This window comes from Pantoea agglomerans, assembly GCF_020149765.1.
GTDB lineage: Bacteria > Pseudomonadota > Gammaproteobacteria > Enterobacterales > Enterobacteriaceae > Pantoea > Pantoea alvi.
The window spans coordinates 1,934,815-1,948,142 of sequence record NZ_CP083809.1 but is presented as its reverse complement, the minus strand read 5'-3'; the positions used below and the strand labels follow the sequence as shown (position 1 = coordinate 1,948,142).

The 13,328-nt window shown below is 60.1% G+C and carries 12 protein-coding genes and 1 pseudogene; 7 read left to right on the top strand and 6 right to left on the bottom strand.

The window, feature by feature from the left end:
* Nucleotide 1: 1 nt before the first annotated feature.
* Entirely contained in the window at nucleotides 2-1,000 is a 999-nt protein-coding gene (locus LB453_RS11920; protein ID WP_103795850.1) for a 2-hydroxyacid dehydrogenase, read from the top strand.
* 75 nt (nucleotides 1,001-1,075) lie between these two features.
* On the opposite strand, the gene LB453_RS11915 is transcribed toward LB453_RS11920, so the two are convergent.
* From LB453_RS11915 to LB453_RS11900, 4 genes are all read right to left on the bottom strand, one after another.
* Nucleotides 1,076-1,348: a DUF333 domain-containing protein gene (locus LB453_RS11915; protein WP_103795851.1), complete on the bottom strand. Its 273-nt coding sequence runs from the start codon at nucleotides 1,346-1,348 to the stop codon at nucleotides 1,076-1,078.
* A 298-nt stretch (nucleotides 1,349-1,646) separates the two neighbouring features.
* Nucleotides 1,647-3,773, bottom strand: coding sequence for a Fe(2+) transporter permease subunit FeoB (gene feoB / locus LB453_RS11910; protein WP_103795852.1), 2,127 nt, complete (start codon nucleotides 3,771-3,773; stop codon nucleotides 1,647-1,649).
* Nucleotides 3,770-4,009: a FeoA domain-containing protein gene (locus tag LB453_RS11905; protein ID WP_103795853.1), complete on the bottom strand. Its 240-nt coding sequence runs from the start codon at nucleotides 4,007-4,009 to the stop codon at nucleotides 3,770-3,772. Before LB453_RS11905 ends, feoB begins: the two co-directional genes overlap by 4 nt.
* Nucleotides 4,010-4,189: 180 nt before the next feature.
* Nucleotides 4,190-5,968 carry a sensor domain-containing phosphodiesterase gene (locus LB453_RS11900; RefSeq protein ID WP_103795854.1) on the bottom strand — a complete coding sequence of 593 codons (1,779 nt, stop codon included), beginning with the start codon at nucleotides 5,966-5,968 and terminating at the stop codon, nucleotides 4,190-4,192.
* Nucleotides 5,969-6,300: 332 nt separating this feature from the next.
* Between LB453_RS11900 and LB453_RS11895 the strand changes: the two genes are divergently transcribed.
* Nucleotides 6,301-7,746: a methyl-accepting chemotaxis protein gene (locus LB453_RS11895; protein WP_103795855.1), complete on the top strand. Its 1,446-nt coding sequence runs from the start codon at nucleotides 6,301-6,303 to the stop codon at nucleotides 7,744-7,746.
* A gap of 9 nt (nucleotides 7,747-7,755) precedes the next feature.
* Here the strand turns inward: LB453_RS11895 and LB453_RS11890 are convergent, their stop codons facing one another.
* The gene (locus LB453_RS11890; RefSeq protein ID WP_103795856.1) at nucleotides 7,756-7,959 is read right to left on the bottom strand and encodes a DUF3606 domain-containing protein; all 204 of its coding nucleotides are present in this window, start codon (nucleotides 7,957-7,959) and stop codon (nucleotides 7,756-7,758) included.
* 392 nt (nucleotides 7,960-8,351) lie between these two features.
* Between LB453_RS11890 and LB453_RS11885 the strand changes: the two genes are divergently transcribed.
* From LB453_RS11885 to LB453_RS11875, 3 genes are all read left to right on the top strand, one after another.
* Nucleotides 8,352-8,582: a transcriptional regulator gene (locus LB453_RS11885; protein WP_103795857.1), complete on the top strand. Its 231-nt coding sequence runs from the start codon at nucleotides 8,352-8,354 to the stop codon at nucleotides 8,580-8,582.
* Between the two features lie 208 nt (nucleotides 8,583-8,790).
* A complete protein-coding gene (locus tag LB453_RS11880) occupies nucleotides 8,791-10,341 on the top strand; it encodes a methyl-accepting chemotaxis protein (RefSeq protein WP_103795858.1) in 1,551 nt (516 codons plus the stop codon).
* Nucleotides 10,342-10,482: 141 nt separating this feature from the next.
* On the top strand, nucleotides 10,483-11,019 hold the full coding sequence (locus LB453_RS11875; RefSeq protein WP_103795859.1) for a DUF2058 domain-containing protein: 537 nt from the start codon (nucleotides 10,483-10,485) through the stop codon (nucleotides 11,017-11,019).
* 48 nt (nucleotides 11,020-11,067) lie between these two features.
* Here LB453_RS11875 and LB453_RS11870 read toward each other — a convergent pair whose 3' ends face one another.
* Nucleotides 11,068-11,766: an RluA family pseudouridine synthase gene (locus LB453_RS11870; protein WP_103795860.1), complete on the bottom strand. Its 699-nt coding sequence runs from the start codon at nucleotides 11,764-11,766 to the stop codon at nucleotides 11,068-11,070.
* A 234-nt stretch (nucleotides 11,767-12,000) separates the two neighbouring features.
* On the opposite strand from LB453_RS11870, the pseudogene LB453_RS11865 reads away from it, so the two are divergent.
* Both LB453_RS11865 and LB453_RS11860 read left to right on the top strand, forming a co-directional pair.
* Nucleotides 12,001-12,261 (top strand): annotated as a pseudogene (locus tag LB453_RS11865) (EamA family transporter); the annotation flags it as partial.
* Nucleotides 12,258-13,148: an oxidoreductase gene (locus LB453_RS11860; protein ID WP_103795862.1), complete on the top strand. Its 891-nt coding sequence runs from the start codon at nucleotides 12,258-12,260 to the stop codon at nucleotides 13,146-13,148. The pseudogene LB453_RS11865 and the gene LB453_RS11860, both read left to right, overlap by 4 nt.
* Nucleotides 13,149-13,328 lie beyond the last annotated feature (180 nt).

Sequence of the window (13,328 nt, the reverse complement as noted above, 5' to 3'; positions counted from 1 at the left end):
GATGAAAATCGCGGTTTACAGCACGAAGCACTATGACCAGAAGTATCTCGATCACGTTAACGAAGGCTACCGGTTCGATCTGGTGTACTTTGACTTTTTACTGACGGAAGCGACGGCGAAAAACGCCGTTGACTGCGACGCCGTCTGCATTTTCGTCAACGACGACGCCAGCCGTCCGGTGCTGGAGGAGCTGGCGGCGCTGGGCGTGAAGTATATCGCGCTGCGCTGCGCCGGTTTTAACAACGTCGATTTAGCCGCGGCGGCGGAGCTGGGCCTGAAGGTGGTGCGCGTGCCCGCCTATTCGCCGGAAGCGGTGGCGGAACATACGGTCGGTATGATGATGACGCTTAACCGCCGCATTCATCGCGCTTATCAGCGCACGCGCGACGCCAACTTTTCCCTCGACGGCTTAACCGGCTTTAATATGCACGGCAAAACCGCGGGCGTGGTCGGCACCGGCAAGATCGGTGTGGCGACGATGCGTATTCTGAAAGGGTTCGGTATGCGTCTGCTGGCGTTCGATCCCTACCCGAGCGCACAGGCGCTGGAGCTGGGCGCAGAGTATGTCGATTTAAAAACCCTGTTCACCGAATCTGACGTGATTACGCTGCACTGCCCGCTGACGCCGGAGAACCATCATCTGCTGAACGCCAGCGCCTTTAGCCAGATGAAAGACGGGGTGATGATTATCAACACCAGCCGCGGCGGACTGATCGATTCTCAGGCGGCGATTGACGCGCTGAAACAGCAGAAAATCGGCTCGCTCGGCATGGACGTCTACGAGAATGAGCGCGATCTGTTCTTTGAAGATAAGTCTAACGACGTGATTCAGGACGACGTGTTCCGTCGGCTCTCCGCCTGCCACAACGTGCTGTTTACCGGCCATCAGGCGTTTCTGACCGCTGAGGCGCTGACGGCGATTTCGGAAACGACGTTGTCCAATCTCAGCCAGCTTGAAAAGGGCGAAACCTGCCCGAATCAGCTCTCCGCCTCAGCCTGACGGGCGTTGCCGTCGAGAAGCGCCTGCTGTGCCAGTAGCGGGCGCAGTTGCCAACTAAAAGCGCCTGTTGTGGTATCAGCGGGCGCAGTTGCCGCCTATTAGCGCCTGTTCGTCGCAGCGGCGTCCGTTTGCCAGCTGGCACATGCCGATGCGCGTGCCGTCCAGCTGGTGAGAAAATGCCAGCGTGCCGCCTGCGCCGGCGCAGTTGCTTTCCGCCAGCGACGACATAATGACGTGAGGCTGGATATGCGCTGCGGTGGCCTGTTGGGGCGGTTCGTTATCGCTGCTGCTGCTGCATGCCGAGAGCAGCAGCGCGGCACCGGCCAGCAGAAAGGTGGCTGCTTTCATCAGTCGGACTCCGGGAGTGTCAGGGTTAAAGGCCGCTCAAGCATAAGGCAGGCATCGCGGTCGGTCGAGAGGCGACACAGCTTTTTACAAAATTTTCTCTGTGACTTTGCAAGCAGAATAGTCCTGTTTCGCTGCGCTAAGGATGGTTATCCGCCCTCTCTGGCGCGGCTCGCCTGCTCAGGCAGCGCTGCGGCGTTGCTGGCGTCACCCGCCATATAAGTGACAACGTCACGATTTTTTTTAATCGACGCTGCCTGCTTTGCGCAACGCGGCGGCGGTGCGCACTTTTACTGCCCAGTCAGTGCCCACAGCCTTTACATCCGCCGCAGCCGCCCTCTTTTACCGGCTGCAGAGCGGGCTGCAGATTGATGCCCAGCTGGCGTAACAGCATAACCGCCGCCATGCCCGTCGCGGCGATGGCCGCCACGCAGAGCAGGCTAAACCCGGGATGCTGGGTAAAAGTGCCGATCTGGTAAATCAGCGTTGCGGCACCATAGGCCATCAGCGTTCCCCAAATCAGCGCGAACCACATCCACTGCCGCCCCGCCTCCTTCGCCAGCGCGCCCATAACCGAAACGCAAGGCACATAGAGCAGCACAAAAACCAGATAGCTATAGGCCGCCAGCGAGCTGCCGAACATCGTCTGCATAATGCCCACCGCGCCCTGGCTCATCTCGCCGTCTCCTTTACTGGCCTCCACCGGGTTAAAGAGCGTTTGCGGGCTGAGCGCCGCTTTCAGGTTCTGCCAGGTCTCATCCAGCGCCGAGGCGAAAACTGCCGTCAGGCCCGGCGCGGGCGCAGCGTCTGGCGCATTTTGCGGCTCCGCCATATAGAGCGCATTCAGGGTGCCGACCACGCTCTCTTTCGCCATGGCGCCAGTCACCAGCCCCACCGTCGCCTGCCAGTTGTCGGGCTGAATCCCCATCGGCGTAAACAGCGGCGTCAGGTAGCGGCTGGCCGAGGCCAGTACGGAGTCATCAACGCGCTGCGCCAGATGGCCGCTGGCGGTCAGGTTAGAAAGCAGGCTAATCGCCACGCAGGCGGCGACGATCACCGCACCCGCGCGGATCACGAAGGCGTGCAGACGAAACCAGGTCTGCAGCAGCAGGCTACGCATCACCGGCACATGCCAGAGCGGCAGCTCCATAATCGCGCAGGATGAATCGCCCTTCAGCAGGGTATGCTTCAGCACCAGGCCGGTGAGCACCGCCGCCGCGATGCCGAGCAGATAGAGCGAAAAAATCGCCCCGGCGCCAGCACTGCCGAAAAAGGCGTCGGAGAAAACGGCGAATATCGCCAGCCGGGCGCCGCAGGACATAAAGGGCGCCATCAGCATCGTCATCAGCCGCTCGCGCTCGGTTTCCAGCGTGCGCGCGCCCATCACCGCCGGCACGTTGCAGCCAAAGCCGACGATGAGCGGCACGAAAGATTTGCCCGGCAGCCCCAGCCAGCGCATCAGGCGATCGACCACAAAGGCGGCGCGCGCCATATAGCCCGACTCCTCCAGCAGCGTCAGAAAGAAGAACATCAGCGCCAGCTGCGGCACCAGCGGCAGAACGGTGGTAATGCCGCCGCCGATGCCCTGCGCCAGAAAGGAGGTAAGCCAGTCGGGAAAGTGAAGCGCCGCGCAGAGCTGCGCAGTGCCGTCAACAAACAGCGCCGCGGAGCCCTTGTCAAACACCGGCTGCAGCGCGCCGCCGATATTGATAGAGAAGAAGAACATCAGGTACATCACCCCTAAAAACAGGGGGAAACCGAGCCAGCGGTGGAGAAACAGATTATCCAGCGCGCGCGTCAGCCGATGGGCGCGATGCGACCCACGATCGCAGGCGGCCTGACAGAGGGCGCTGATGCGCGCCAGCCGCGCTTCCGCGTCAAGCTCCGCTCGGTTCAGCAGCAGATCCGCAGGCGGCGCGGCGGCGACGCTATCGATAGCCGCCAGCAGCGCCGTCACGCCTTCCGCGGTCGAGGCGGACATCAGCACCACCGGACAACCCAGCTGCGCGGCCAGCGCATCACTGTCCAGCGCGACGCCGCACGATCTGGCGACGTCGGCCATATTGAGCACCACAATCATCGGCAGATTCAGCTCGCGCAGCTGCAGGGTCAGCCAGAGGCTCTTTTCCAGGCTGGAGGCGTCAACCACATTGATCAGCACGTCCGCCTGGCCACTCATCACGTAGCTGCAGGTAACGCGCTCGTCGGCGGAGAGGCCATCTCCGGGCTGCACCTTTTCGAGGGAGTAGATACCGGGCAGATCGATCAGGGTCACGCTGGCTTCGCCGGTGGCAAAGGTGCCCTGCTTGCGCTCAACGGTGACGCCAGGCCAGTTGCCGGTGCGCTGGCGCAGCCCGGTGAGTAAATTGAACAGCGTGGTTTTACCGGCGTTGGGATTGCCCGCCAGCACGGCACTGATACGCTTCATGCCTGCTCGCCTCCGTCAACCGCCTCAAGGCGCAGCATCGCCAGGTCGGCTTTACGTAGCGCATAGCTGCTGTGGCGAAGGCGCACTTCCGCCGGATCACCCAGCGGCGCGAATCTGACAATATCGATCACCGCGCCAGGCACCAAGCCCAGCGATAAAAATTTGCGACGGAAAAGCTCGGACAGGTCGTTCCTGAACCCTGTAATACGCCATTGACTCCCGGGTTTTATCAGCATGATCTCATCTCCGATATTTCTGTGGCGCAACTATGCAATTGCGAACAATTATCGTTATTGATGTAGATCGTTTTAACCGCAATAAGCGAGCAAAAATGGCGAGATTAACGCGGGATCGCTATGCCCAATACTTCGCCGCCCCTGGCGGCTAGCGAAGCGCAAGCGCGCAGAGGGGTCTTGTCAACATTTGTTGCGCAGCCGCCAGTCCAGCCAGCTATCCAGCTCGCGATCGGGCAGCGGTCTGGCATAGAAATAGCCCTGCGCCTGGTCGCAGCCGTAGTCGCTCAGCATCCCGGCCACGTCTTCACTCTCTATGCCCTCCGCCAGCACGACATAGTCCAGCTCTTTCAGCATGGTGATGATATTGCGCGCGATAATGCGTGACGCCGTGTCGGAGGCGAGGCCGCTGATTAACGAGCGGTCCAGCTTAATCACGTCCAGCGGCATGCGGCGCAGATAGCTGATATTGCTGTAGCCGGTGCCAAAGTCATCTAACGAGATGCCGAAGCCGCGCAGCTTGAGCATCTCCAGGCCGCGCAGCGCGGCCGGGCTTTCAATCAGGCGTTCAGTTTCAAGGCACTCCACGCCCAGCAGCGCGTTAGGCAGCCTGACTTTCAGCATCTTATCTTCCAGCATGTCGGCAAAACCGGGGCGCGCGAAGTCATGCAGGCTGACGTTAACGGATATCGGCAGCTGAATGCAGTGGTTTCGCAGCCGGGCCATGCGGGCAATGACGCGGTCGATCACCCAGGCGTTCAGCTCGGACAGCAGCTCGGTCTGCTCCGCCAGCGGCACAAAAGCCGAGGGCGACAGCTCGCCCAGCTGCGGATGACGCCAGCGGATCAGCGCCTCAAGCCCGACCGGCGCGCCGCTCTGCAGGCAAATCTTAGGCTGGTAAGCCAGATAGAGCCCCTCATCGTTTCGCAACGCCGAGGCGAGTTCATGCATCAGGTTAAAATCGCGCGTGCGGCGCACATCTTCCGCCGCGCTATAGGTGCGGGTCGGCACGCCGCTGCCGATCGCCTCATGCAGCGCGCTGATGCCGCGACGCAATATCTCCTGCGCCGACGACGCCACGGCCGTAAAGTCCGCTTCGCCGGTAAAGGTATTCAGCGTCACCGACAGCCCCTCTCCCAGATCCGCGCTGATGCCCTCCATGCGATTCGCCACCCAGGCTGCGCTGATTAAGCTGCTCTCGCTGGTCAGCAGCGCAAACCGGCCGGTGGCCACGGTGTAGAGCAGATCGCCCTGCCCGAGGCGCAGGCGCAGCGGCAAAAGCGTGGCGACATCCTTAAGCAATCCCTCAACCGGCACCATTCCCATCGAGCGCGCCAGCTCGTAGGCGCGCGGCATATCGATGCAGTCAATAAGGATCAGCCGTCGGGGCAGCGTGTCGCCGCTTGCCGTAAGGTAATGTAGATCGCGGATAAGGCGCTGGCGGTTAGGCAGCCCGGTTACCGGATCGACAAACCCGGCGGAGTGCCAGGCCTCAAGAAAGGAGATCACCAGCGCGGCCATCAGCGTCAGCGCGGTTAACTGATCGGCGCTCAGCAGATGCGGCTCGCCGTCGGTCACGCAGAGCGTGCCGAGTATATGGCCGGTGCGGCTTTTCAGCGGCACGCCTGCATAGAAACGAATATGGGGATCGCCGATAACGAACCTGTGATTAACGAAGCGCTCATCCTGCCAGGTGTCCGGCACCACCATCGGCGCCGCGGAGTCGATCACATAGCGGCAGAGCGAATCTTCACGCGTCGAGAATTTCAGCGAAAAGTTGCGCGCCGCTCTGATGTACTGAAATTCATCGTCAACGATGGAGATAAAGCAGCCGGGAATACCCAGCGCCTGGCTCGCCAGCCGAACGAACTTTTCAAGAACGCCATCGCGACTCTCGTCGGGCTCGCGCAGCGCGTCTAGCGCGCGCTGCCGACTCTCATCGTCACTGGAAGATGTGTGCATGGTTCCTCCGGTCCGCCCCAGCTCTGGAACGAACGGAAATAAAATGTTTAAAAGCAGACCGGGAAAAGCTGACCAGCGTACAAAGGAAACTATCAGATTCTGGCTGAAAGGAAATCTTATGCGCTTTTTGCCGCTTCGGCATAATAAATTATCTTAAACAATATCAAAAAATCCGAAAAATAAAAAAATTGCAAAATGATCGTTTCCTTTTTCCCGATTCGCTGCCAAAATGAAGAACTCAATAAGATTGCGTGCAATTTAATAGCAGGCTATGCAAATAACAACAAATTGTTGACCTTTTACACAGCATTAACAACACCAGGGAACCAGATATGCACTGGCTCAGAAACTTCACTATTCGTCGGGTTGTACAGGTTATTTTGCTGGCCGCACTGCTGGTCGTGGCGCTGGCCGGTGCCTATGGTTCTGCTGTTTTACGCGACCTGCACCAGCGTGCCGAGGCAAGAGACGCTCTCAACGCGCAGCTCTTTTTTTTAACGCGCGCCGGAAATGTTATGGCTTCCGGTTCCGCTGCGGAAAAATCAGCGCTGCGGGCTGAAGCGCCCGCCGGCCCCGACTGGGCGCGCCTCAATGCTGCCCTGAACGACCAGCCCGCCCTCTTTTTCGCCGCGTCAGGCGAACGGCTTAACGGGCTGCAGCGTCAGCTCGCCTCGGATCAGGCGGCAACCGCCCGCGATCGTCAGCATCTGCAGATCGCCTTCCTTGTCGCCGCGCTGATGACGCTGGGGCTGCTCGCCTTTTGCGATCGCTTTCTTGTCACCCATCTGGTGAAACCGCTGGGCGTGATGCGCGAACACTTCAAAAGCATCGCCGCAGGCGATCTCGCGCGCGAGCCGCAGGATTTTGGACGTAACTGCGTCGGTCAGCTGGTTCCGCTGGTCCGGCTTATGCAGCAAAGTTTGCTTACTACGGTGCAGTCGGTGCGCGACAACAGCGGCGTACTGCGTCGCGAGGCGGCGGAGATCGCCGCCGGCAATAGCGACCTCTCCGATCGCACTACCCGCCAGGCAGCAGCGCTTGAGCAGACCGCCGCCAGCATGGAGGAGCTGACCGCCACGGTGAAGAACAACGCGCTGAGCGCCCGGGAAGCGCGCGAACTGGCAGGCTCGGCCGCGCAGACCACCCAGCAGGGCGAGGCGCTGGTGCAGTCGGTATCAACGCTGATGCGCGACATCGCTGAGCAAGCGGAAAAAATTCGTCAGTTCACCGCCACGGTCAACAGCATCGCGTTCCAGACCAATATTCTGGCGCTAAACGCGGCCGTTGAGGCAGCGCGCGCCGGCGAGCAGGGTCGCGGTTTCGCCGTAGTCGCCTCCGAGGTGCGTATTCTCGCCCAGCGCAGCGCCGCGGCGGCCAAAGAGATTGAAGGCCTGATCGGCGGCGCGGTGACGCGCGTGCAGGAGGGGGCCGCAGCGGCCGGACGCGCCGGGGAAACCATGGGCAGCGTGACAAAGCGCGTTTCAGCGGTAAACGATCTTATCGGCCAAATCGCGCTGGCGTCAGAGGAGCAGAGCAAAGGGATTTCGCAGGTCACGCTGGCTATCGCCGATCTGGATCGCGTTACGCAGCAGAACGCCGCGCTGGTTCAGCAGGTTTCCGCCTCTGCGGGCAGCCTGAACGGACGCACGGAAACGCTCGCCGCCGTTATCAGCCACTTTAAAATGCCGACCGACTTATCCGAAGAGGCGCGCGGGCACGCGGCGGCCAGCGGCGCTGCGAGCTTTACGTCGCCGCTGACGGCAGGCACGGTGCTCTGACCGACGCCATCAGGAACAGGGACGGCGCGGAGGCGGGTTTTCTTTCAGCCAGCTGCGCACCTTTTCCACATCCGGGCCCGCTTCTTTAACGGCCCGGATCAGCCGGTCCTGAGTAATGTGCAGCGTCAGCATCCAGAAGGTGATTTGCCACTGTTCGCTGACCTCCACGCAGGAAAGATCGGCGGGAACGCGTCGAACGATTGGGTCTCTCATATTTGTGTCCTTATTACCGGCAAAGCAGAACGCCGGGAGAATAGAGATCTTGTGAAGCACCACATCCTGAATGTCTGGCTCAGGATATAAAGCGGATTTATCCCTAAACGATTTTGTCGTGGAATTATGAGAGGGTTCTGAGTGGCGCAGGCTGCATTAAATCCGGCAGCGCACCATTGAAAGCATTAAAAACAGGCTAGCGCGCTGAATTAGCCGCTACGCTAACTGAAAGTTTATTTCGCGTACGCGTGCGCAGCACCTGATAACGCAACCCGACACAACAGAAGTGAGCGTCCGTGATGCTTCACCACTGTTCACCCTTTTATTGATTGTTTTGTGTAGGCCAAACGCGCTTTGCTGGAGCAAAGCTGGCGACATAAGAGAGAAAAAAGATGCCTAATAAATCCTTTAAACCTGGCGTAATTGTCCAGTCTGATGTCCGCTCCCTGCGCATTGCCGCTGGCCTGACCCAGGAGCGCGCCGCCGAACGCTTCGATCTCAGCCTGCGCGGCTGGCAGCTTAAGGAGGCCACATCCAACCCCGGATTACTCAGCCAGGGAGAATATGAACTTCTTCTGCTGCTGGCTGGCAAACACCCCCATTTTACCCTTGCGCCGCGCTAGCGTTTCGCTTATTTATCCTGTCGCTGCCTATTGCGTTTATATCTGGCTATCAAACTGAAAATAAACATAAATCGACCGACTTCAGTTTTATTTCTCGCCGCCTGACGTGGCAGAACTTTTAATTCAAGCCGTACTGACTCATGCCGATAACTTATCGGTTTTACGGCTATCTGTGCTGTTCTGTTAACGTCTGTGGAATGAGAAATAAATGTTCAGAAATTTACCGATCAAGAAAAAGTTCTTTTTTGCCTTTGGCGCCGTTGTGGTTTTACTGCTGGCGCTGTGCGCAACGTTCTACAATAACTTTTCCAGCATCGTTAAGACCAACGACTGGAATATTCATAGCTGGCGCGTGGTGGATAAAAGCCGCGCTCTGACCCTGAGCCTGGTAAATATGGAAACGGGTCTGCGCGGCTATGCTATTAATGGCAAAGAGGAAATGCTGGCTCCCTGGAAGGCAGGCAAAGCGGATTTTGTAAAGCTTTTGCAGGAGGCCAAAGGCTTAACCGCAGATAACCCTGCACAGCAGCAGCGCCTGGATAATTTACTCGCGCAGGAGGAGGCGTGGCAGGCGCACTTCGTCGCGCCCCTGCTGGATCACCGCCGTGCGCTTAACGCCGGGTCGATGACGCAGCTGGATTTCAATGCCGCCTTTGAAGCCAGTTCCGGCAAGCCGCAGATGGATCAGATGCGCAGCACCATCGATGAGATTGTCAGTGGTGAAAAGCACCTGCTCAACGATCGCCAGAAATCGGTCAATGCGGTGGAGACCCAGACGCGACTGATGCTGTTTATCGGCGCGCTGCTGGGGTTAAGTATCGCCTCTGCCCTGGGTTATCTTCTGGCCCGCTCGATTACCCTCCCGCTGGAAGAGGCGGTCAAAGCGGCTAAAGCCATTGCCGCCGGCGATCTCTCTACCCGGCTGGTGGCGCGTTCAAAAGATGAAACCGGTATTCTGATCGCCACCTTCACCGCTATGCAGGAGCAGCTTAAAACGGTGGTTTCCGATATTCAGACCGCTGCCGCCTCTATTGATAACGCCTCTAAAGAGGTCGCGCTGGGCAATACCGATCTCTCTGCGCGCACGGAGCAGCAGGCTGCCTCGCTGGAAGAGACTTCAGCCAGCATGGAACAGCTGACGGCGACCGTCAGGCAAAACGCCTCTAACGCCCAAAACGCCAGCGGCCTGGCGTCTGAGGCTTCCCTGGTGGCGCAGCAGGGCGGCGAGGTCGTGGATAAAGTGGTTACCACCATGTCCGCTATTTTCGACAGCTCAAAGAGCGTGGTCGATATTATCGGCACCATTGAAAGCATCGCTTTCCAGACCAATATCCTCGCCCTTAACGCCGCGGTAGAAGCGGCCCGCGCCGGCGAGCAGGGTCGCGGCTTCGCTGTGGTAGCAAGCGAAGTGCGCGCCCTCGCCCAGCGCAGCGCGACCGCGGCGAGAGAGATCAAAGGGCTGATCGAAGCCTCAAATCACCGCATAGCGGAAGGCACCGACCTGGTGGCGCAGGCGGGCAAGACCATGACCGGCATCGTAACGGCGATCGGCGAAGTATCGACCATCATGGCGGAAATCTACACCGCCTCCGGCGAGCAGGTTAACGGCATTGAGCACGTCGGCATCGCCATCAACCAGATGGATGAAGTGACCCAGCAAAACGCCGCGCTGGTGGAACAGGCCGCCGCTGCCGCCGCGTCGCTGGAAGATCAGGCGGCTCAGCTCAGCCGCGCTACGGCAATCTTTAAACTCGCCTGATCGGCCGGTTCACCCTGAAAAAACCTCGCAAATGCGAGGTTTTTTATTAAGCGCGCGGCGGCAGGCTGAGGCGCGCCCCTCGGCGTCCACTCCTTTTACAGGTATAATCAGCTCACTTTTTTAACCGGCTCAGAAACCACGATGACGAAACTTACCTTACAAGAGCAGATGCTCAAAGCTGGCCTGGTCAGCAGCAAGAAAATGGACAAAGTGCAGCGCACCGCCAAAAAATCGCGCGTTCAGGCGCGCGAGGCGCGCCAGGCGGTAGAAGAGAATAAAAAGGCCCAGCAGGAGCGCGATAAGCTGCTGAACGAGCAGCAGAAACAGGCGGTTTTGTCCAGAGAGTACAAAGCGCAGATCAAGCAGCTGATTGAAATGAACCGCATCGAGATTTCGCGCGGCAATATTGGGTTTAACTTCACCGACAATAATCTGATCAAAAAAATAGAGGTGGATAAGGCGACCCAGGCGCAGCTGATTAGCGGCCGACTCGCCATCGCGCGGCTGGCAGCGGAGAACGGCGAAAGCGAGTACGCCATTATTCCAGCCAGCGTCGCCGATAAGATTGCGCAGCGCGACGCCAACAGCATCGTGTTAAACAGCGCGCTCAGTCAGGAAGAGCAGGATGAAGACGATCCCTACGCCGACTTTAAAGTCCCTGACGATCTGATGTGGTAACTCCCGCCTTATCGCGCCCTGCCAGGCGAAGCGCCTGCTGAAACGCGGCTAAAACGGGCTGGCATGGCGCGCGGCCATCCGCTCTCCGCTTACCGGATGGGTGAAATGCAGCTCGCTGGCGTGCAGCATCAGTCGCGGGGTGCGTTCAGTGCCCGGCAGCAGCCGTCCGCCATAGAGGTCGCAGCCCAAAATAGCATGTCCCAGCAGCTGGCAGTGGATACGCAGCTGGTGGGTGCGCCCGGTCTCCGGCGTCAGCGCGACGCGCGTTAACGGCACCGTCGCGCCGCCCTCTCCCGCCTGATAAAAGCGCTCGACGACCCGGTAGCGAGAGCGCGCCGGTTTGCCGCTCGCGGCGCAAATCGCCATCCGGGGGAAGCGCGCCGGATCTTTTGCAATCGGCGCCTCGATAATCCCACTCTCCTCCTCAACATGTCCGCACAGCAGCGCGCTGTAGACCTTGTTCACCGTACGCTGGCTGAACTGCTGGCAGAGTGCGGCGTTAATGGCTTTATTGCGCGCGATGACCATTAGCCCAGAGGTGCCGAAATCGAGCCGATGCACCAGGGTAGAGCCGGGAAAAAGCGCCGCCAGCCGATAGTGTACCGAGTCAAGGTTAAGGGGATTTTTCCCCGACAGGCTGAGCAGCCCGGCGGGTTTGTTGATCAGCACCAGATGCGCATCCTGATAGAGCGTCTCTATCTCTTCCGGGCACGGTGGGGCGATAAAGTTATCGACAATAAGAGACATCAGGCGGCCAGTTGGGGAGCGAGCGCGGATAGTAGCGAATTTTGCCCGCGCTGGCGACTCTGGCGGATCGCCTGAGAGTCAGAAAGCCCCGCTGACCTTCGGTTTAAAGGCAAAGCGCGGTTGCGTGCAGCAGCACCGCCGCGCTCTCTTTTACGCGGCGCTGGCGTTAGGGTGCGATGAGCATTAGCTTATCAACAGCAAGCCCATGATGCGTATCTCCCGCCTGACGCCACGCTGCGCTGGCGGCCGGGCCTGCCTGTCGCCGCTGCTGGCGGGCTGGTGTCGCTGCTGGCCTGCGGCATTATTATTGATGTGATCTCCTCTGCGCCGATGGGCGCGGTTTCTGCCCTGCGCGAGACCAGCGTGCTGTTTGCCGCCGTGCTGGGCTATCTGTTTCCCGGCGAGCCCCTGACGCGCAGGAAAATAGCGGCGTGTGCGGTGATTGCCGCGGGCACCTTTATGATGAATTCATTGAGCGAGGAGAAGTTACTATGACAGATCGCTTTACCATTGCGCTGCTTGGCCCGGGCGCTATTGGCACCACCATCGCCGCCGCGCTGCATGAAGCGGGCCGCACGCCGCAATTGTGCGGACGCACCGCGCACCCGCAGCTGATCCTGCGTCACGACGAGGGTGAAGTGGTCGTGCCTGGCCCGGTCATGACCGATCCGGCCGCCATTGACCGCCCGTTCGACCTGGTCTTCGTGGCGGTAAAAACCACCCAAATCGCCGACAGCGCCCGCTGGCTGGCGCGGCTGTGCGACGAAAACAGCGTGGTCTGCGCGCTGCAGAACGGCGTCGAGCAGCAGGCGCTGCTGCAGCCCTGGGTAAATGGCGCCGACGTGCTGCCTGCGGTGGTATGGTTTCCGGCGCAGCGCGAGCCAGACGCCTCTGTCTGGCTGCGCGCCGCGCCGCGTCTGACGCTGCCGGACCTGCCGCAGGCGCAGCGGGTGGTCGAGGCGCTGAGCGGCACGCGCTGCACGGTAGCGCTCTCGACGGACTTTGTTTCGATCGCCTGGCGCAAACTGCTGCAGAACGCGGTGGCGGGCCTGATGGTGCTGGCTAACCGTCGCGCCGGCATGTTTGCCCGCGCCGATATCAGCACCCTGGCGCTGAGCTACCTGCGCGAATGTGCCGAGGTCGCGCGGGCGCAGGGCGCGGAGCTTGACGATGATGTGCCGCAGACCATCCTCGAAGTGTTTCAACGTGCGCCAGCGGATTTAGGCACCTCAATCCTCGCCGACCGGCAGGCAAATCGCCCGCTGGAGTGGGAGATTCGCAACGGCGTAATCCAGCGTTACGGCCGCGCGCACGGTATCGCGACCCCCATCAGCGACGTTCTGGTGCCGCTGCTGGCGGCGGGCAGCGAGGGGCCGGGCTAAACGGGCACAGCAGGCCCGCACGGGCCTGCTGCCTCCGCGATAAAGATTATTTTAGCGGCGGGCCCCTGTGCTGCGCCGCGCTGCCTTGCGCAGGAATAATAAGACGCGCTGCTGCCTGTCCTCAGGAAAGTCAGCATGAGGCCTGGGATCAAATAGTTAAATGCTTTATTCCAGCTGCAA